The 20,337-nt window shown below is 69.6% G+C and carries 13 protein-coding genes; 8 read left to right on the top strand and 5 right to left on the bottom strand.

From position 1 onward, the window contains the following. The first annotated feature begins 64 nt into the window (after positions 1-64). Positions 65-2,926, top strand: coding sequence for a DEAD/DEAH box helicase (locus tag RB628_RS16590; RefSeq protein ID WP_318321209.1), 2,862 nt, complete (start codon positions 65-67; stop codon positions 2,924-2,926). Between the two features lie 195 nt (positions 2,927-3,121). Here RB628_RS16590 and atzF read toward each other — a convergent pair whose 3' ends face one another. From atzF to RB628_RS16570, 4 genes are all read right to left on the bottom strand, one after another. Then, positions 3,122-4,798 (bottom strand): allophanate hydrolase, encoded by a 1,677-nt coding sequence (gene atzF / locus RB628_RS16585; RefSeq protein WP_318321205.1) that lies wholly within the window; start codon positions 4,796-4,798, stop codon positions 3,122-3,124. Between the two features lie 304 nt (positions 4,799-5,102). Further along, positions 5,103-8,618, bottom strand: a complete 3,516-nt coding sequence (locus tag RB628_RS16580; RefSeq protein WP_318321204.1) for a 5-oxoprolinase/urea amidolyase family protein — start codon at positions 8,616-8,618, stop codon at positions 5,103-5,105. Continuing rightward, on the bottom strand, positions 8,615-9,235 hold the full coding sequence (locus RB628_RS16575; protein WP_318321203.1) for an urea amidolyase associated protein UAAP2: 621 nt from the start codon (positions 9,233-9,235) through the stop codon (positions 8,615-8,617). Before RB628_RS16575 ends, RB628_RS16580 begins: the two co-directional genes overlap by 4 nt. Beyond that, complete coding sequence (locus RB628_RS16570; protein WP_318321202.1) at positions 9,232-10,056, bottom strand: urea amidolyase associated protein UAAP1; 825 nt, start codon at positions 10,054-10,056, stop codon at positions 9,232-9,234. The genes RB628_RS16575 and RB628_RS16570 overlap by 4 nt, the downstream gene beginning before the upstream one ends. Before the next feature lie 211 nt (positions 10,057-10,267). Here RB628_RS16570 and RB628_RS16565 point away from each other — a divergent pair, with 211 nt between their 5' ends. The 6 genes from RB628_RS16565 (at position 10,268) to RB628_RS16540 (ending at position 16,029) form a co-directional block, all read left to right on the top strand. Next, entirely contained in the window at positions 10,268-10,903 is a 636-nt protein-coding gene (locus RB628_RS16565; RefSeq protein WP_318321201.1) for a TetR/AcrR family transcriptional regulator, read from the top strand. Positions 10,904-11,230: 327 nt separating this feature from the next. Then, positions 11,231-12,973, top strand: a complete 1,743-nt coding sequence (locus RB628_RS16560; RefSeq protein WP_318321200.1) for a sensor histidine kinase — start codon at positions 11,231-11,233, stop codon at positions 12,971-12,973. Beyond that, on the top strand, positions 12,970-13,377 hold the full coding sequence (locus RB628_RS16555; RefSeq protein WP_318321199.1) for a roadblock/LC7 domain-containing protein: 408 nt from the start codon (positions 12,970-12,972) through the stop codon (positions 13,375-13,377). Before RB628_RS16560 ends, RB628_RS16555 begins: the two co-directional genes overlap by 4 nt. Then, positions 13,374-13,832: a DUF742 domain-containing protein gene (locus RB628_RS16550; RefSeq protein WP_318321198.1), complete on the top strand. Its 459-nt coding sequence runs from the start codon at positions 13,374-13,376 to the stop codon at positions 13,830-13,832. Before RB628_RS16555 ends, RB628_RS16550 begins: the two co-directional genes overlap by 4 nt. Next, the gene (locus RB628_RS16545) at positions 13,813-14,433 is read left to right on the top strand and encodes a GTP-binding protein (protein ID WP_318321197.1); all 621 of its coding nucleotides are present in this window, start codon (positions 13,813-13,815) and stop codon (positions 14,431-14,433) included. Before RB628_RS16550 ends, RB628_RS16545 begins: the two co-directional genes overlap by 20 nt. A gap of 144 nt (positions 14,434-14,577) precedes the next feature. After that, positions 14,578-16,029: a cytochrome P450 gene (locus RB628_RS16540; RefSeq protein ID WP_318321196.1), complete on the top strand. Its 1,452-nt coding sequence runs from the start codon at positions 14,578-14,580 to the stop codon at positions 16,027-16,029. Positions 16,030-16,048: 19 nt separating this feature from the next. On the opposite strand, the gene RB628_RS16535 is transcribed toward RB628_RS16540, so the two are convergent. Beyond that, on the bottom strand, positions 16,049-16,990 hold the full coding sequence (locus RB628_RS16535) for an RluA family pseudouridine synthase (RefSeq protein WP_318321195.1): 942 nt from the start codon (positions 16,988-16,990) through the stop codon (positions 16,049-16,051). 1,372 nt (positions 16,991-18,362) lie between these two features. Here RB628_RS16535 and RB628_RS16530 point away from each other — a divergent pair. Then, a complete protein-coding gene (locus tag RB628_RS16530) occupies positions 18,363-20,054 on the top strand; it encodes a hypothetical protein (protein WP_318321194.1) in 1,692 nt (563 codons plus the stop codon). Positions 20,055-20,337 lie beyond the last annotated feature (283 nt).

Here is a 20,337-nt window from a genome sequence, read left to right as displayed (position 1 = left end):
AAGCGGCCGGGTGCGCCCGCCCGGCGCACCCGGCCGCTTCCGCGTACAGGCAGCGATCCGGATAATGATCGTCCTGTTGTCAGTGGGGGCCGGTAGTCTCGAAAGCACGATGACAGAGGATCTCTCACCGGCCGAGCGGTATGCGGCAGCACGTAAGCGCGCTGTCGAGCAGGCCACCGCGCTCGCGTCCTTCCGCGAGATGTACGACTTCGGCCTCGACCCCTTCCAGATCGAGGCCTGCCAGGCGCTCGAAGCGGGGAAGGGCGTGCTGGTGGCCGCCCCCACCGGATCGGGCAAGACGATCGTCGGCGAATTCGCCGTCCATCTTGCCCTCCGGCAGGGCAAGAAGTGCTTCTACACGACACCCATCAAGGCCCTGTCGAACCAGAAGTACTCGGACCTGTGCCGTCGTTACGGCGCGGACAAGGTCGGCCTGCTCACCGGCGACAACAGCGTCAACTCCGATGCCCCGGTGGTCGTGATGACCACCGAGGTGCTGCGGAACATGCTGTACGCGGGCTCGCGGACCCTCCTGGGCCTCGGCTATGTGGTCATGGACGAGGTGCACTACCTCTCCGACCGCTTCCGTGGCGCCGTGTGGGAGGAGGTGATCATCCACCTCCCCGAGTCGGTCACCCTCGTTTCGCTGTCGGCGACCGTGTCCAACGCCGAGGAGTTCGGCGACTGGCTCGACACCGTGCGCGGCGACACCCAGGTGATCGTCTCCGAGCACCGGCCCGTGCCCCTGTTCCAGCACGTGCTCGCCGGACGCCGGATGTACGACCTCTTCGAGGAGGGCGAGGGCAGCAGGAAGGCCGTCAACCCAGACCTCACCCGGCTCGCGCGGATGGAGGCCCAGCGGCCCTCCTTCCAGGACCGCAGACGTGGGCGTGCCATGCGCGAGGCCGACCGTGAGCGGGAGCGCCGGTCCCGCTCACGCGTGTGGACGCCGGGGCGGCCCGAAGTCATCGAACGGCTCGATTCCGAGGGCCTGTTGCCCGCCATCACGTTCATCTTCAGCCGCGCGGCGTGCGAGGCCGCCGTACAGCAGTGCCTGTACGCGGGACTGCGGCTGAACGACGACGAGGCGCGGGAACGGGTGCGCGCCCTCGTCGAGGAGCGCACCGCCTCCATCCCCACCGAGGACCTCCACGTCCTCGGGTACTACGAATGGCTGGAGGGCCTGGAACGAGGCATCGCCGCCCACCACGCGGGCATGCTGCCCACGTTCAAGGAGGTCGTCGAGGAACTCTTCGTGCAAGGGCTCGTGAAGGCCGTCTTCGCCACCGAGACCCTCGCGCTCGGCATCAACATGCCGGCCCGCTCGGTCGTGCTGGAGAAGCTCGTCAAGTGGAACGGCGAACAGCACGCCGACATCACCCCGGGCGAGTACACCCAGCTCACCGGCCGCGCCGGCCGCCGCGGAATCGACGTCGAGGGTCACGCCGTCGTGCTGTGGCAGCGTGGTATGAGCCCCGACCACCTGGCGGGACTGGCCGGCACGCGCACGTACCCGCTGCGCTCCAGCTTCAAGCCGTCGTACAACATGGCGGTCAACCTCGTGGACCAGTTCGGACGGCACCGCTCGCGCGAGTTGCTGGAGACCTCGTTCGCCCAGTTCCAGGCCGACAAGTCGGTCGTCGGGATCTCCCGGCAGGTGCAGCGCAACGAGGAAGGTCTGGACGGCTACAAGGAGTCCATGACCTGCCACCTGGGCGACTTCGAGGAGTACGCGCGGCTGCGCCGCGAGCTCAAGGACCGGGAGACCGACCTGGCCCGGCAGGGTGCCGCCCAACGGCGTGCCGAGGCCGCCGTCGCGCTGGAGAAGCTCAAGCCCGGTGACATCATCCACGTCCCCACGGGCAAGTACGCGGGCCTCGCGCTCGTCCTCGACCCGGGGCTGCCCGCCGGCCGGTCCAACGGCCACCGCGGCTTCGAGCACCACGACGGACCGCGCCCGCTGGTGCTGACGGCCGAGCGGCAGGTGAAGCGGCTCGCGTCCATGGACTTCCCCGTGCCCGTCGAGCCGCTGGAGCGGATGCGGGTCCCGAAGTCCTTCAACCCGAGGTCGCCGCAGTCCCGCCGCGACCTGGCCTCCGCGCTGCGCACCAAGGCCGGGCACATCCCGCCCGAGCGGGCCCGCAAGCAGCGGTCCCAGGCGGCCGACGACCGTGAGATCGCCCGGCTGCGCACCGCGATCCGGGCCCATGCCTGCCACGGCTGCAACGACCGCGAGGACCACGCCCGTTGGGCCGAGCGCTACTACCGGCTGCTGCGCGACACCTCGCAGCTGGAACGGCGCATCGAGGGCCGCACGAACACCATCGCCCGGACGTTCGACCGCATCGTCGCCCTGCTCACCGAGCTGGACTATCTGCGCGCGGACGAGGTGACCGAGCACGGCAAACGGCTCGCCCGGCTCTATGGCGAGCTGGACCTGCTGACGAGTGAATGCCTGCGGGCCGGCGTGTGGGACGGGCTGGCGCCCGCCGAACTCGCGGCGTGCGTCTCGGCGTTGGTGTACGAGTCCCGGGTCGGCGACGACGCCATGGCACCGAAGTTGCCGTCCGGCAAGGCCAAGGCCGCGCTCGGCGAGATGGTCCGCATCTGGGGCCGCCTCGACGCGCTGGAGGAGGAGTTCCGGATCACCCAGAGCGAGGGCGTCGGCCAGCGGGAGCCCGACCTCGGCTTCGCGTGGGCGGCCTACGAGTGGGCTTCCGGCAAAGGCCTCGACGAGGTGCTGCGCGAGGCGGAGATGCCGGCGGGCGACTTCGTGCGGTGGTGCAAGCAGGTCATCGACGTCCTCGGACAGATCTCGGCTGCGGCGCCGGTCTCCGGCGGCGAGGGATCGACGGTCGCCAAGAACGCCCGCAAGGCCGTGGAGGGGCTGCTGCGGGGGGTTGTGGCCTACTCGTCGGTGGGGTAGTCCCCGGCGGCGGTTCGGCGGGGGGCGGTTCGGCCTGGCGGGTGGGTGCGTGCGGGTTCTCCGTGGCCGCTTGCAGGCACCCGGTGGAGTCGCGGGTCGGGCCCGGGACCGCGCACCGTCGGGGTGCGCCTGTGCCGCCGCTCTCCCGTGGATCCGAGGGAGGGCTGCGAGCGGGTGGCCGGGGCCCCGTGGTGGTCAGGGGCGGTCGTTCAGGTACGCACGCCAGCCGCCGTACGTCGTGATGTCCTCGGCGCCTTCCAGGGCGGCCGGTTCGCACAGGAAGCCGGGTACGTGGGTGCCGTCGGCGAGTTCGACGCGGCCCAAGGCCATCGGATGGGGGAGGGCGGCGAGGAAGTGGCCGAGGCCTTCTGCGGGGAGGCGCCACACCTCCGCCTCGATGGCCGCACCGCCGGCTTCACCCTTGCCGACGCGGACGAGGCCAGGCTTCGGCGGAGCGGTGGGAAGGGCGTGCAGACGGTAGACGGGGGCCGTCGTGGTCGTACGTTCCCACCGGGCGCCCAGGGTGAGGAGTTGGGGGTTCAACGGCTGGCCCGTGAGATGCGCTCCGACCACCGCGAGGCGGGCCTCGGGCTGCACCAGACGGGCGATCGTGGCGAGCCGTTCGTCGGTGAACGCCGGGCCGATCAGCATCACGCCGAAGGGAAGACCGCCGACCTCGCCCGCGGGTACGGCGACCGCGGCCAGGTCGAACAGGTTGGTGGAGTTGGTGAAGCGGCCCAGTCGGGCATTGGCGCCCAGCGGGGCGGCGGCGACCTCGGCGAGGGTGGGGTGACCGGGTGCCGTGGGCAGCAACAGGGCGTCGCAGTCGGCCAGTTCGGCGAGCGCGCGGATGCGCAGGGCGGCCAGTCGCTCCTGGTCGGCGTAGAGCTGGTGGGCGGGGATGTCGCGGGCGCGGGTGATGATGCCGGCGACGGTGGGGTCGAGAGTCGCGCCCGCGTCACCTCCCTCGGCGAGCAGCTTGTCGACAAAGGCGCCCACCGCTGTGTAGCGCTCCGCGACGAACGCGCCCTGGTACAGCATCGCGGCGGCCTCGGTGAACGGGGTGAGGTCGAGCGTGTGCACGGAGGCGCCCGTGGCGCGGAGGCGGGCCACCGCGGCCTCGTAGGCCTGTGCCCAGCCCGGGTCGAGTTCGCCGAGTTGGGCGAGCGGCGGGACCGCCACGTGCCAGGGGCCGGGGGCGCGTTGGGGGAGGGGCGGGAGGGCGCGGGCGGACGGGGACGTCATGTGCGCGAGTGCCTGTTCGGCCTCGGGGAGCGTACGGGCGAAGACGGTCACGCAGTCGAGGGAGGCGCAGGCCGGGACGACGCCGGTGGTGGGGACCAGGCCCCGGGTGGGCTTGAGGCCGACGATGCCGTTGAAGGCGGCGGGGACGCGGCCGGAGCCGGCGGTGTCGGTGCCGAGGGCGAAGTCGACGAGGCCCAGCGCCACGGCGGTGGCCGAGCCGGAGCTTGAGCCGCCGCTGATGCGGCCGGGGTCGTGGGCGTTGCGGACGGGGCCGTAGGGGGAGCGGGTGCCGACCAGGCCGGTCGCGAACTGGTCGAGGTTGGTGGTGCCGAGGAGGATGGCGCCGGCGTTCTTGAGGCCGGCTACGACCGGGGCGTCGGCCTCGGGGTGGTAGGCGTAGGCGGGGCAGCCGGCGGTGGTCGGGAGGCCCTGGACGTCGATGTTGCCCTTGGCGGCGAAGAGTCTGCCGGCGAGGGGGAGGTGGTCGCCTGCGGCGAGGCGTTTGTCGATGCGGGCGGCTTCCGCCTCGGCCTCGGCCTGGGGGCGCAGGTCGATCCAGACCTCGGGGCGGTCCACGGCGTCGATGCGGGCATAGGCCATACGGACTCGGGTGAGGGTGGTCGACATCGGTGCTCCTTGGGCTGGGCTGGGGTGGTGCTGAAGGCTGCGGGTGGGCGAGGGGTTTGTGCCCCGCCGCCCCTACCTGTCCCGTCCTCGGGGGCTCCGCCCCCGGACCCCCGCTCCTCAAACGCCGGAGGGGTTGGATTTCCCCGGCCGGGCTGACATATCCAGCGCCGGGCCCGCACCTCCAGCCAGTCCGGCGTTTGAGGACAAGGCCCGTTCAGGGCCGTGGCGGGGGTCTGGGGGCGGCAGCCCCCGAGGATGGGACGGGGTAGGGGCGGCGGGGGCGAGGACCTGCACCGGCCGTATGTCAGGTGGCCGGAGTCAGAACTATCAGCGCCGTGCCCGCCTCCACCTGCGCGCCCGGCCTGGTCAGGATCTCGTGGACCACTCCTGTTATCGGGGCGTGTATCCGGGACTCCATCTTCATGGCCTCCAGGGCCAGGAGCGGCTGGCCCGCAGACACCTCGTCGCCCGTCGACACGTTCAACTGCCATACCGAAGCAGCGAATTCGGCCTCGATCAGATGCCCTCCGGCCGGAACCGTCACCTCCGGGGAGAGGGCCGGAGGTCCCGCGTCCGCCTCCTCCCTCCTGAACTCGCCCGCCGCCTCCCAGGCGTCCCGTTCCGCCGAGAAGGCCGAGCCCTGGCGGGAGCGGAACTCCGCGATCGACCCGGCGTTGTCCGTCAGGAACTCCTCGTACTCCGCCAGGGAGAAGACGCCCTCCTCGATGCGGGGGACGAAGCGGCCCGACGTGATGTCGGCGCGCAGGTCGAGGAGTTCGCCGGGCTCGACCGCGTACCACTTGATGCGGTCGAAGAACCGCAGCAGCCACGGTGAGCCCGGTTCGAACGCGCCGCGCTGCTGCCAGCCCGACCACACCTGGGTCGTCCGGCCGACGAACTGGTAGCCGCCGGGGCCCTCCATGCCGTACACGCAGAGGTAGGCGCCGCCGATGCCCACGGAGTTCTCCGCCGTCCAGGTACGGGCCGGGTTGTACTTCGTCGTCACCAGGCGGTGGCGGGGGTCCAGCGGGGTGGCCACCGGGGCGCCCAGGTAGACGTCTCCCAGGCCCAGTACGAGGTACTCCGCCTCGAAGACCGTGCGGTACACGTCGTCGACCGAGTTGAGGCCGTTCACGCGGCGGATGAACTCGATGTTCCACGGGCACCAGGGGGCGTCGTCGCGGACGCCCGCCATGTAGCGGGCGATCGCCTCGCGGGTCGCCGGGTCGTCCCAGGAGAGGGGGAGATGCACCGTGCGGGAGGGGACCGACAGCCGGTCCGCCGGGGGCATGCCGGTTGCCGTCTCCCGTACGGCGGCGAGGAGTTCGGACTGGGAGAGTACGGCCGGGTCCGCCTGGATCTGGAGGGAGCGGATGCCCGGCGTCAGGTCCGTCACCCCATCGAGGTCCAGCTCCGTCACTGCCTCCATCAGGGCGTGGACGCGCATCCGGAGGGCCAAGTCCAGCTGCATGGGCCCGAATTCGACCAGCAGATTGTCGTCGCCGCTGCGGCGGTACGTGATGTCGCCGTCCCGGGCCAGTACGCCGCCGTCCACAATCGCCGCCCGCTGCCCACCAGTTGTGTCCACCGGTGCGAAGCGGACCGTGTCGCCGGGACGCAGCTGGCCCAGTTTCCAGCGTTCCGAGCTGAGGACGGTCGCCGGGCACACGAAGCCGCCGAGCGAGGGGCCGTCCGGGCCCAGCAGGACCGGCATGTCGCCCGTGTAGTCGACGGCGCCCACGGAGTACGGCGTGTCGTGGATGTTGGACGGGTGCAGGCCCGCCTCACCACCGTCGGTGCGCGCCCAGCGTGGCTTGGGGCCGACCAGTCGTACCCCCGTGCGGGCCGAGTTGAAGTGGACCTTCCAGTCGGCGGCGTAGAAGTCGTGGATGTCCTCCTCGGTGAAGAACTCCGGTGCAGCGTGCGGGCCTTCGACGGCGCCGATGCGCCAGGTGTGGGCGAACTCCGGGCGGTCGGTGGGTGGAACCGGGGCCGCCGAAGCCGCTACCGCCCCGCCGTGCAGGACGTCGCCTGTACGCAGGGCGCGGCCCCCGTGCCCGCCGAACCTGCCCAGCGTGAAGGTGGCCGCGCTGCCGAGGAACGGCGGCACGTCCAGGCCGCCGCCCGCGAACAGCACGTACGTCCGCAGGCCGTGTTCTGCTGGGGCGCCGACCGCCAGTACGGCACCCGCCGGTACCGTCACCGGCTCCCACCGGGCGACCGGTGTGCCGTCCAGCGTGACCGGCGCCGGGGCCCCGGTCACGCAGACGGTCGTGGGGTGCGTGAACCTCAACGACGGTCCCTGGAGGGTGCATTCGAGGCCGGGGGCGCCCTCGTCGTTGCCCAGGGCACGGTTGCCGAGCCGGAACGAACGGTCGTCCATCGGGCCGCACGGAGGGACGCCCACGTGCCAGTAGCCGGTGCGGCCCGGCCAGTCCTGGACCGTGGTGAGCGTTCCGCCGGACACGACCTCGATGCGCGGAGTCGGATCGCTCACCCCGGCGAGGGTCGCCGTCGAGTGCGTAGCGGAACGGAAGTCCCGGTGCGCCAGCGCCGCCCGCACCAGCCCGAGGTTGGTCTCGATGCCGTCGACCCGGGTGCGGGCCAGCGCCTCGTCGAGCCGGCGCAGCGCGTGCGCCCGGTCGGTGCCGTACGCGATCACCTTCGCGAGCATCGGGTCGTACGCCGTGGTCACCTCGGTGCCTGTCTCCACCCAGCCGTCGATCCGCACCCCGCCCGGGAACTCGACCCGGGTCAAAAGGCCCGCGCTGGGCCGGTGTTCGCGCGAGGGGTCCTCGGCGTAGACACGGGCCTCGACGGCGTGACCGCGGGGCGTGCCCGGGTCCCGTACGACGTCCCGCTCACCGCGGGCCAGGCGCAGCATCCAGGCGACGAGGTCGACGCCGTAGATCTCCTCCGTGACCGGATGTTCCACCTGGAGCCGGGTGTTGACCTCCAGGAAGTACGCCTCCTCGCGGGCGGCGTCGTACACGAACTCCACTGTCCCGGCGGAGCGGTAGCCGACGGACGCGCACAAGTCCCTTGCCGCATCGGCAAGTTGTTTCCTCACTCGCTCGGGAATCCCGGGCGCCGGGGCCTCCTCCACCACCTTCTGGTTGCGGCGCTGGAGCGAGCAGTCGCGGTCGCCGAAGGTGACGACCCGGCCCTCGCCGTTGCCGAAGACCTGCACCTCGACATGGCGGGCATGTTCGACGAGCCGTTCCAGGAAGACACCGGCCGAGGAGAAGGAAGCGGCGGCGACGCGCTGCACCCGCTCCCAGGCGTCGGCGAGTTCGGCCGCCGAGGCGCAGGCAGACATGCCGATACCGCCGCCCCCGCCGGTCGCCTTGAGCATCACGGGATAGCCGATGGCGGCGGCCTGTTCGTACGCCTCGTCGAGAGAGGCCAGCAGCCCTGTGCCCGGCGCCAGCGGGACGCCCGCCGCCTCGCCCGCCGCCCGGGCCGTGTGCTTCGCGCCGAACAGCTCCAGCTGCCCCGGCGTCGGCCCCACGAACACGATCCCGGCGTCCTCGCAGCGCCGCGCGAAGGCCGCGTCCTCGGACAGGAAGCCGTACCCGGGATGGATCGCCCCCGCGCCCGTCCCCTTGGCCGCCGCCAGCACCAGGTCGGCGTCGAGATACGACTCCTTCGCGGGCGCCGGACCGAGCCGCACCGCCTCGTCGGCGAGCCGGACGTGCGGGGCGGAGCGGTCGGCGTCGGAGTAGACCGCGACCGTGCGCAGACCCAGTTCCCGTGCCGTACGGATGATGCGCACGGCGATCTCGCCCCGGTTGGCGACCAGCAGCGTGTCGAAGCTCATTCCGTGCCCGCCTCGGTGATGGTCATCTCCACCGCCGTCGGGTCGAAGCCGTTGCAGGGGTTGTTGCTCTGGGGGCAGTTGGAGACGAGGACCAGGACATCGCACTCGGCGCGGAGCGTGAGCGAGAGCCCCGGCGCCGAGAGACCGTCGACGATGCCCAGCGTGCCGTCCTTCTCCACCGGCACGTTCATGTACCAGTTGATGTTGGATCCCAAGTCCCTTTTGCCCAGGCCGTGTCTGGCGCCCTCTGCGAGGAAGTTGTCCACGCATGCGTGCTGCGACCAGGTGTGGTGGCCGTACCGCAGGGTGTTCGACTCCTTGGAGCAGGCGCCGCCGACCGTGTCGTGCCGGCCGACGTCGTCGGCGACCACCGACATCAGGGGAGTGTGCTCGTTCGACATCAGGACACTGCCCGTGGTGAGGAACACGCCGCCCTGCGCGTGGATCGTGTCGGGCGCGCTGTAGCGCACGGACGTGTCGTGGGCGTCGTACACGAGGAAGTCGACGGCCTGGTTGCCGTGCAGGTCGGTGATGGTCAGTGACCCGCCGGCGCGGACGACGGACGACCAGGCCGCGCGCGCGGGAACGACGGTCCTCCGGACGACGGGCATGGTCATGCGAGCCCCCTCGCGGCAAGGAATTCGACGGTGTTCAGGAACGCGCGGCGGCCCTCGGGCGTGGCCTTCCACAGCGGGTCACCGGGGCCGGTCGCCTCGGCGCGCCAGGCCAGCACCTCCAGGGGGGTGCTGACGTAGTCGTCGCGGGGGTCGGCGGGGTGCGGGACGTTCGCGATCAGCACCGTGACATCCTGCTCGGCGCGCAGTGTCACACTGCCGCCCGGTCCGGCCGAGCCGGTGAAGTGGAGGGAGCCGTCCTCGCGTACCTCCACGCCCTGGAAGAAGGAGAGCGAGGGCGGCAGATCGCGCGGCTGGAGGCCGTTCTTGGCCGCGGCCAGCTTGAACAGCTCGCGGCCGGCCGGGGAGGGCGACTGCGGGGTGCCGTCGCCGTACCGGTTCGTGTTGCGTACGAGGGTCGAGGTGCCGCACAGCGCGTCGTGGCGCCCGGAGGTGTCGACGACCAGCGAGGCGAGGACGCGGCCCTGGTCGGACAGGAGCAACTGCCCCTCGCCGAGGTAGGCGTTCCACTGGACCTTGACCGTGTCGGCGGCGTTCAGCCGTTCCCAGGGCCGGTCCGCCACGAAGAGCAGCAGGTGGGCGCAGGCGTCGCCGCACAGGTCGGTCAGGCGCAGTTCGGTGCCGCGCGCCAGCACCCGGTGCGTGTAGTTGCCGCCCGCCACCGTCTCGGCCCACACCAGATGGCCCGCCGCGCAGGGCGGTGCCGGCCAGTCGGCGGCCGGGACGACGGGCATGGCCTCCACCTGGGCGCCCTCCTGGTCGCGGGCGTGGTCGCGGGCTCCGTACGTGGTCGATGTCCCCATCGCGGGTCCTCCGGCTCCGAAGTCGTGCTGCGGTCGGACTGCGTCCAGCTGCTTCTCGACTGCCTGTGCTGGTGCCTGTCCTGCCACCTGATTTCTGTCGCGCGACAGAAATTAGGCGGACGGTGCGACGCCGGAATTGCCCACGCGTTTCCAGCCCGATACGATTACTCACGAAGATCGCCGGGCCTGGCGGTATGCGAGGATCGAACACATGGGAACGACGGGTGGGCCGGGTGGACGGCGGGTCGGCAGGCCGCGGGCCGCGCAGCGGCCGGACAGCGGGCTCACTCCGCGAGCCGAACTACTGGCCGCGGCAGCCGAGTTGTTCACCACCCGAGGCTACGCGGCCACCACCACCCGGACCATCGCCGAGCGGGCGGGGATGCGACAGGCATCCATGTACCACTATGTCTCCGGCAAGGAGGAGCTGCTCGCCGAGCTCCTGGAGTCCACCGTCACGCCCTCGTTGGCGTACGCCCGTGAACTGCTCGCCGACGACGCGACCCCGGCCGAGGGCCGGCTGTGGGAGCTGTGCCGCACCGACGTCGAACTGCTCTGCGGCGGCCCGCACAACCTCGGCGGCCTCTACCTCCTCCCCGAGGTGCGCGCCGAACGCTTCGCCGGCTTCCATGCCGTGCGGGCGGAGCTCAAGGACACCTACCGGCAGTTGCTCGCCGTGACGGCCGCCGGGGGCATGCTCGCCAAGAGCGAGCTGGACCTGCGTACGGATCTGCTCTTCGGGCTCATCGAAGGAGTCATCCTCGTGCACCGCTCGGACCCCGAACGCCCGGTCTCGGTCTTCGCGGAAGCCACGGCGGACGCGGCGCTGCGCATCGCCGGTATCTGAGGTTTCTGCGGCGACAGGGGCCCCGAGGGGCGCCATTCACCCGTCACGGTGAGTGGTTTTCGTACGTCCGTACGTCGTCACGCATTGTGTGCGATTGCATCCGCAGCGTGTAAATGGACCGAGGTTACTCCAGTCGCAAGGGGCATTTCAGAGGGTTGCCGAATATGACACGGCGTTGATCCTGTCGGACTAAGCTCGCCCGCAGCGCACCGAGTTGGGATGTATTCGTGCGCTTGTTCCCAAAAACGCCAAAGATCCAGACAGTTCCCAGACGTACCCCACAGCAAGCTCCCCCAACCCCCAGCCGATTTGTCTCAGAGGGCATACATGGTGAGTGTTCAATCGCCTCCCGGTGGCCGTGAACTTCCCTACGCGCGCGTGCTGTTGCTACCTGCCATAACAATGGCCGGGGCAACCGGAGCCGCCGTCGCCCTGGTGACGGGGCCGGCCCGAGCCGCCGTCGGCTGGTTCGGAGCCGTAGCCACGGTCCTGGTCGTCGCGGTCGCCGCCGAAGCGGTCCGCCGCGGCCGTACCGTCCGCAACCTGCGGGCGGAGCACGCCCGTCACACCGCGCATCTGGAACGGCGCATCGCCGCCCACGACGAGGACTTCTCCAGGCTCGGCAAGGAAGTCCTGCCGTACGCGCTCCGTCGGCTGCGCGGCGGTGTTTCACCCACAGAGGTGAATCGCCAACTCGGTCTGCCGGACTCCCCGTACCGCGAACTCCCGGTACCGCAGCGCAAGCTGCTGACGCAGATCCTGGAGATCATCGACCGCGAGGACGCCATGCGGGACGGCGCGCAGCGCGCGTTCGTCAGCATCGCCCGGCGCGTTCAGGCGATCGTCCACCAACAGGCCAACGAACTCCGGGAGATGGAGGAGGACCACGGCCGCAACCCCGAGGTCTTCGACGACCTCCTGCGCATCGACCACGGCACCGCGCTGATCGGCCGCCTCGCCGACTCCATCTCCGTGCTCGGCGGCGGCCGGCCCGGACGCCAGTGGCCCCAGCCCGTCGCGCTGTACAGCGTGCTGCGCGGCGCGATGTCCCGGATCCTGGAGTACCGCCGCATCGATCTGACCTCCATCGCGAAGGTCAACGTCGACGGCAACTCCGTCGAACCGCTCATCCATGCGGCGGCCGAACTCCTCGACAACGCCACGCGCTACTCGCCGCCCCACACCAAGGTGCACGTCACCGCGACCGAGGTGCAGACCGGCATCGCCATCGAGATCGAGGACGCCGGCGTCAGTCTCAGCGAGGAGTCCCGCAAGCGCGCCGAGAACATGATCGCCCGCGCCCAGGCGGGTTTCGACCTCAACGACCTCGGTGAATCCCCGCGGCTCGGGCTGGCGGTCGTCGGCCGCCTCTGCGAGTCGTACAAGATGCAGATCTCGCTCAGGCAGTCCGCGTACGGTGGTGTCCGCGCCGTGCTGGTCGTGCCGTCCGACATGCTCACCAGCGACCCCGCACCCGGCCTCGCCCACGGCATCGGCGCCACCGCCGCGCCCAAGATCGAACTCGGTGCGCTGGAAGGCCCCAAGCGCCCGCCCAAGAAGCGCCGCCCCACGACCGGCCCGCGTCTTCCCGCGTCGGTCTCCATGGAGGACGACGTCCCGGAGGTCACCGAGTGGACCGAGAACGGTCTGCCGCAGCGCCGCAGCCGGGTCAAGACCCCGCTCAGCGAGCGGTACGCCCGCTCCAGGGCCGCCGAGGCCGAGATGGAGGCCGACCCGGAGCTGCGGAAACTGTGGGAGCCCGCGTCGCAGAAGAAGGAAAAGGAAGAGGAGCCCCTGCCGGGCCTGTGGGTCGAGGCGTTCATGGAGGGCCTCAAGGGCGACCCCGACCCCACGGCCTTCACCAGGAACCCCGACGACCCGACGACGTTCTCCGGCCACCCGGACGACGCGGCCGGCTTCACCGCCTTCCCGGCCGGTTACACAGCCCCGGGCGGCCACCCGGACGACCGGGCGGCCTTCGGCGGCCACCGGGAAGACCCGACCGCGCCCAGCGCGACCAACCAGCAGCCGGCCCACGCTGAGGCCGACGACGAGGGGGACCTCAAGTGATCTCGCAGCGAGCCAACTTCGACTGGATGCTCAAGGAGCTCGCCGACGGCGTACCGGGCGTCCAGCAGATCGTGGTGCTCTCCGCCGACGGCCTGCGCATCGCCCGCTACGGTGGCGACCCCGACGCCGCCGACCGTGTCGCCGCCGCCTGCGCGGGGCTGCAGAGCCTCGCGGGCGCCGTCGCGCACGAGATTCCGGACAGCGACGGCACGATGCGCATGGTCATCATCGAGGTCACCGGCGGCTACTTCTACCTGATGGCCGCGGGCCCCAACGCCTACCTCGCGGTCCTCGCCAACGTGGTCGCCGAACCCGGCAACATGAGCAACCACATGCGCGACCTCGTCGTCCGGATCGGCGCTCACCTCACCAGTCCGCCCCGGCGGAACGGGCAGACCGTATGACTCCTCCGCAGCGCCGACGGCGCTATCCCATCCAGCAGGAACCCCCGCCGGAGCCTCTCCTTCAGAGCGCGGCCGGAGCGGAGGGCGGAGCAGGCCAGGAAGGCGCGGAGGGCAAGGAGGGGGAGCGGAAGAACCCCGAACGGCTCTATGTGCTCACCGGCGCGGCCCAGGGCGGCGAACGAGCCGCCCTCGACCTCGTCACGTTAATCGTGGCGTGCGCCGATCCCTCGCCCTCCGCCCCGCCGGAGCAGTCGGCGCTGCTCCGCCTCTGCAAGGCTCCCCTGTCCGTGGCCGAGCTCTCGGCTTACCTCAACCTGCCGTTCAGCGTGGTGACCGTCCTGCTCACCGAGCTGCTGACGGCCGAACTGGTCCAGGCGCGCGACCCGCTCATCAGCCAGTCGCTCGCCGACCGTTCCCTCCTCGAAGCGGTGATGCATGGACTTCAAAGGCTCTGACTCCATCACGGGTCCACGGACCGAGGACCGCCTGCCGCACAGCGCCCAGGCCGCGGTGAAGATCGTGATCGTGGGCGGATTCGGCGTCGGCAAGACGACCATGGTCGGCTCGGTCAGCGAGATCAGGCCGCTGACCACCGAAGAGACCATGACACAGGCCGGCATCGGCGTCGACGACAACTACGGCTCCGATTCCAAGACCGCCACCACCGTGGCCATGGACTTCGGCCGCATCAGCATCACCGACCAACTGGTCCTGTACCTGTTCGGCACCCCCGGCCAGGAACGCTTCTGGTTCCTGTGGAACGGCCTGTTCGAAGGCGCCCTGGGCGCGGTCGTCCTGATCGACACCCGGCGCCTGGAAGTGAGCTTCGACGTCATAGGGCGACTGGAGGAGCGCGGCGTGCCGTTCGTCATCGCCGTCAACTCCTTTCCGGACGCCCCCCGTTACCCGATCGAGGACCTGCGCTCGGCTCTCGACCTGGCCCCGGAGATCCCCATCGTGGAGTGCGACGCACGCCGGCGGGCCTCCAGCAGGGACACGCTCATGACGCTGATGCGGTTTCTCCACTCGCTGGAGATGGCCAAGGCGCCTGTCTGAGCGTGGCGGTAGGCAATCACCAGCTCGCGGTCCTACGTATTTCGTCACCAACATCGGCTGACGTTCCATCAACTCATCTGACAACGGATCAACCTCAGTTTCGGAGCGATCACTGTGACGCCTGATTCCCATTCCCTGACCGACATGGATGACGCCGCCCTGAGCCCACCACCCGGCTGCCCCGCTCACGGCCTGGGCCCCCAGGGGCTGCGCAGACTCTACGGTCCCGAAGCCGAGGACCTGGGAGCCGTGTACGAGAAACTGCGGGCCGAACACGGCGCGGTGGCCCCCGCGCTGCTCCACGACGACGTGCCGGTGTGGGTGGTGCTCGGTCACGGCGAGAACATGCATATGGTGCGCAGCCCCTCGCAGTATTCCCGTGACCCCCGGTTGTGGACTTCCCTGCAGGACGGCACGGTCAAGCCCGACCACCCGCTCATGCCGATCATCGCCTGGCAGCCCTTCTGCTCCCACGCTGAGGGCGACGAGCACCTGCGGCTGCGCGCCGCGGTCACCGGCGCTATGTCGACCATCGACCACCGGGGCATCCGCCGCCACATCAACCGAGCGACCCAGCACCTCGTCAACAAGTTCTGCGAGCAGGGCAGGGCCGACTTGGTCGCCCAGTTCGCCGAGCACCTGCCGATGGCGGTGATGTGCGAGATTCTTGGCATGCCCGACGAGTACAACGACCAGATCGTGCAGGCCGCCCGCGACCTGCTCAAGGGCACCGAGACCTCAATCGCCAGTAACGCGTACATCATGGACGCCTTGATGCGGCTCACCGCCCACCGCCGCACCGAACCCAGGGACGACTTCACCAGCCACCTGGTCAATCACCCGGCGCGGCTCAACGACGAGGAGGTCGGCCAGCACCTGCGCCTCGTCCTGATCGCCGCGTACGAGAACACCGCCAATCTCCTCGCCAACGTACTGCGGGTCGTGCTCACCGACCCGGGGTTCCGTGCCCGGCTCAACGGCGGCCAGATGACGGTGCCCCAGGCGGTCGAGCAGTCCCTGTGGGACGAGCCGCCGTTCAGCACTATCCTGGGCTACTACGCCAAGCATGACACCGAACTCGGCGGCCAGCACATCCGCAAGGGCGACGGCCTTCTCCTGGGCATTGCGCCTGGCAACGTCGACCCGCGCGTGCGCCCTGATCTCAAGGCCAACATGCAGGGCAACCGTTCCCACCTCGCCTTCAGCGGCGGACCCCACGAGTGCCCAGGCCAGGACATCGGCCGCGCCATCGCCGACGTCGGCATCGACGCACTCCTGACCCGCCTACCGGACGTCCAACTTGCCTGCGAGGAGCACGAGCTGCGCTGGCGGGCGTCCATCTCGAACCGGCACCTGGTGGAACTGCCGGTGACGTTCGCACCGAAGCTTCAGCAAGACGTCATGCAGCAGCCCTCCATCAACCCTGTGCCGTCGCAGCGCTCGAAGAACTTGCAGGCCGGCGTGGTGCAGGCGGAGCCCGCCGCTCCACAGCCCACTGTTTCGGAGCCCGCCACTCCGACGCCGGCGGCGACGCCCGAACCGGCCGGCCGGCCGGGGGTGTTCCGGCGCATCCTGCGCTGGTGGCGCGGCGACTGAGCCCCACTGGGCACCGGGGCTACCCGGCCCACTCGTCGTACGACGACCAGGCCCGCAACACGCGCGGGCTGACGAACCGGTGCTCGCGCCCCGTGATCGGATCGGTGAACTCCAGCACACGCGCCAGCAGTTGGAGCGGGCGCCGAAAGTCACCAGCCGCCACGGGGCCGGTCACCAGGGGATAAAGGGGATCGCCGAGGATCGGCACCCCCAACGCGCTCATGTGTACCCGCAGTTGGTGTGTCTGCCCGGTACTCGGTGTCAAGCAGTACCGGGCACGTCCGTTCCGGTGCTCCAGCAACTCGATCCGGCTGACGGCATTGGGCTCGCCCTTGGCCTCGCGGGCTGCCAGGACTCCGCGTTCCTTGATGATCCGGCTGCGCAGGGTTCGTGGCAGCGCCAGTGCGGGGTCGTACGGGGCCACCGCCTCGTACTCCTTCGCCACCCTCTTGTCACGGAACAGCGACTGGTACGCGCCGCGCTCCTCGGGCCTTACGGTGAACAGCACCAGCCCGGCTGTCAGCCGGTCCAGTCGGTGCGCCGGGCCCAGCGTCGAGACACCCAACTGCCGCCGCAGTCGCGCCAGGGCCGTCTCGGCGACGTGGCTGCCGCGCGGGGTGGTGGCCAGGAAATGCGGCTTGTCGGCCACCACCACGTGCTCGTCCCGGTAGACGACGTCGACGGCGAACGGCACCTGCTCCTCGTCGGGCAAATCCCGGTGGAACCACAAGACGATCCCCGGCACGTACGCCATGTCCCGGGGCACCGGACGCCCGGCGGCGTCCACGATCTGCCCCGCGTCCAGCATCCCGTCGATCACGTCAGCCGGAGCCGCGAGCCGCGCCACTAGATGGTCGCGCACGGTCGCCCACGCGTCCCCGGGCGGCAACCGCACGCGCACCGCGTCCACCCCGTCGCGTTGCGGCAGGGGAGAAGGCAGGGGCGGAGTGCGGCGTCTCATCCCGTCAAGCCTACGAGAGGGCACTGACAGCGAGGGGACGAGTCGGTACTCCTGCAAAGCGATGCGCCCTCTCCGCGCCCCCTTGGCAGGATGCCGAACCTCTCTGGGCACGAGCGTCGGCCCGTGTCCTCCACTTCTGCGGTGGCATGAGGCCAGTCGGTAGTCAATGCCGGAGCGCTGCTGGGATCCTCATGTCCCGGCGACGAAAGCAAGGGCGCGCAGGGCTGTGTCGGCGATACGTACCGGGATTCGAAGTGCTGAGATAAGCACGTCCTGCGGTGCGGGTCCTCCATGGGGCGCACTCGGTAGGTCGTGTACGCGTCAGTGCATATATGCGTGCGCCTCCCCCTTGCGGTTGTGGCTGGCAAAGTTGTAGAGCTCGTCCAGGTCGTACAAGAGGCCTTGGGTGGCGTGTTCTTCCTGTGGGCCGGGCGCGTGGGGTGATGTTTGTGGACGAGGAACCAACTCGCGGTCGGCGCGAGGGAAAGCGCACGACTCTGCTCGCCCTCACGCTGCTGGACGCGGCACCGTCCCAGGCGAACGCGCTGCGCCGTCTGGTCGGCGGCGAGAATCTGACCGTGACTCGGGTCGCCGGCCTCCGTGTCATCCTCCCGGTGGCCTGCGTTCCGCGAAGTCGAAACGATAAGCAGCGCTGTGTAGTGGTGTGGTGGAGGCGGAGTCTCCTGGTGCTCGGGGTGAAAGCTTTCTTCTGGGACTCGCTCCTGGCTCAGGGTGGCAACTGTCACGGACGTTTTTCCCGGCAGGACCCGTTCGGCACTGGATATGCCATCGGCAATCCGCATCTTGGTGGGGGTGCTCCAAGGCGGCGGCATGCTGCTCTGAGCAGGGTCGTTTCCTGCTGCGAGGCGAATTGGGTGGGAGGTGCACGCGCGGACGCTCACGTCGACGTTCGTAAGGGCGCAAGCCCGCACCCCGTACACGTCTTTGAGGCTGGCACAGGGGTGGTGGAGGTGTCAGCCGTGCGGTGTGATGTATCCAACCAGCAGACCGTCCGCTGCGCCGCCGCGTCATGACGTCTACGGGAGGTCTGTCATGACCGCTGCCACGACTGCGCCCAGTTTCGTACAAGCCCTTGGTCTGTGGGATCTGACTGGCGCGCCTGACGTCTCCCTGGTGGGCTTCGGTGCTCTGCCCGGTATCCCTCGTGATGGTGATGCAGTGCAGCCCGCCCGACGTCACCAGGTGCTTGAGCTTGACCCGGCACGCACTCGCCACGATGCGCACCCGTCCCTTCACCAGGTCACGTACGCGACGCTGTCCACACCTCCTGAACCTCCGTGATCCTTTTTCGCACCACTCGCTGACACGCACTGTGCGTGTGCCACGGGTCCCGACTAAAGGAGTAATTCACATGATTGAGCTGCCCGGCGACACTCTGACCCCTGAGGGGCTGGTACCGAGCCAACCAGGTGCGGCTCCTCGTGAGCCTGACGGCATCATCATGCGGGGAGTGCGCAAGGCGTACTGGTCCAGGCTCTCCGCAGCGGAACGGCATCGCGCACCGGCGTCCGACTGGGATCTTCCCGCCGACGTTGCCCCAGATCTGGCGTTCGCCACGCCGGACCACCCCGACGTGTGGCGGACAATTCAATTGTGGCGGCGGGCGATGCAGGTCTATGCACCCCCCCACCGCACCCACGAGCAACCCCCCCGGGGGTCCCAGCAAAGGTGGCTCCAGTTGGCCAGCCAATGCGGGGAGCGGTGGAAGAAGAAGGGCTGCCCGCTCGACTTGGAGGAACCCGTCCCGCGCGCGCTGATCGAACGCCTGGCTGCACAAGTTCGAATACCCGTGCAGCTGTTCGTGCCGCAGACCTTATTCGGCTGGCTGCTGGCCTGGCGGGTATTCGAACCGGACCGCGAAGCGGCCCGGCACGGCATGTACTGCGATCTCGCGTCGACGACCGACTGGGGCAAGTATGTCCGAGGTGAACTCGAAGACTGGCATGCCATCGCCATCGCCGAAATCCGGACGGCCCAGCAACAGCTCTCCCTTACCGCTGCCGTACGGCACATCCTGATGGCCCGGAAATCCAGCGTCATGGCCAGGCATCGCAACAGGTGCATCACCGAGTATCCCGAACTTGGCGTCCCTGTCCTGCGGGCAGAAACTCCGTACTACTCCTCCGTGAATGCCATGATCTGCGAGTGGTACGCCCTGGATATGGGGCTACCCACGCTGGCTGACCGAGCTTGCGTGTCGAAAGCGGGTCGAGCCCATTTCAGCATCTCCAAGATGGTAAATGACATTCACGACCTTGCCATCGACACCTACACCGGCGATGTCGGCAACGGGGTCCGCCTTTACGGCGACGGTCGACATGGCGCCGACACCCTGGTCACCTGGCTCGTGGGTCTGGGGCACCTCATGCCAGCCCTGGCCACGAAAGTCACCGACCACACGTTGGACAGGGACGACCGCACCCTCCTGGCTGGATGCGCCGGTGTCTCCTACACCCTTTGGGGCCACCGCAGTGACCTGTGGGCGACGGTAGGTCCCATGGCCCAGCGCGGCCACGGCTGGGGTGCCCTGCGCGAGCATGACTGCCGCGTGTGCCAGGCCGCACCGCGCTGCGGGTCCTGCTTCTACCTGGACGCCGAGTACTGCCCGCATCTGCCTCGCACCACCCTGACCAGCACAGAGGGGGACGCCAGGGAGATCGTGAACGCCGCCTTGACACTCACCGGGGCCATCGACGTGATCCCTCCGGATGTGGCGTCACGGGCCGTCACCCGTCTGACAAGGCTCTCACCGACTTCTCTCGGCTGGCATGCCCAGAGAAAACACGTCGATCCGGGCACCACCGTGATTGCGGCACTGACTCAGGGCATCTACTCGCTGGCCGCCGAATGCTCCGAAAGCGACCTCGACACCCTCACCAATCTGGCCCGTACGGCATGGTGGCGCGTCCTGCCCGCTTTCGACCGACCAGAAGAACTCACCCTCGACATCTACATGTACTCAACCGCGGCGCACCCTCACATCACTCTGACATTCGGCTCGCACACCGCAAACATCGTCTCCCGGCAGCAGGGCCGGGGGTGATGCTCAGGGCGGCTCGTGAGCTGAGGAAGCACACTGATCGCCCCCTGGCAGATCCGCTACTGCGTCGTAGCTCGCGTACGGCTCGTCAACTCACCGGTATTTGCCACCACTAAAATTCCTTCGCACCAGCTTTCGGAGCGCAGGGCGGGCTCCGTTGTGCGCCTTTACGTCGCACGTAGTCACCGGTGGCTTTCCGTGACCACCAGGGTGACATTCTGGCGACCAACCAGTCTTGCAATTCAAACAAGGAGTTGGTCGTCGTGGCGAAGGCCTACATCTCCTG

Origin of the sequence: Streptomyces sp. ADMS, assembly GCF_033441795.1 — a bacterium.
Taxonomy (GTDB): domain Bacteria; phylum Actinomycetota; class Actinomycetes; order Streptomycetales; family Streptomycetaceae; genus Streptomyces.
Note: the sequence above shows the minus strand (reverse complement) of the source record. Positions and strands in the feature narration are given on the sequence as shown.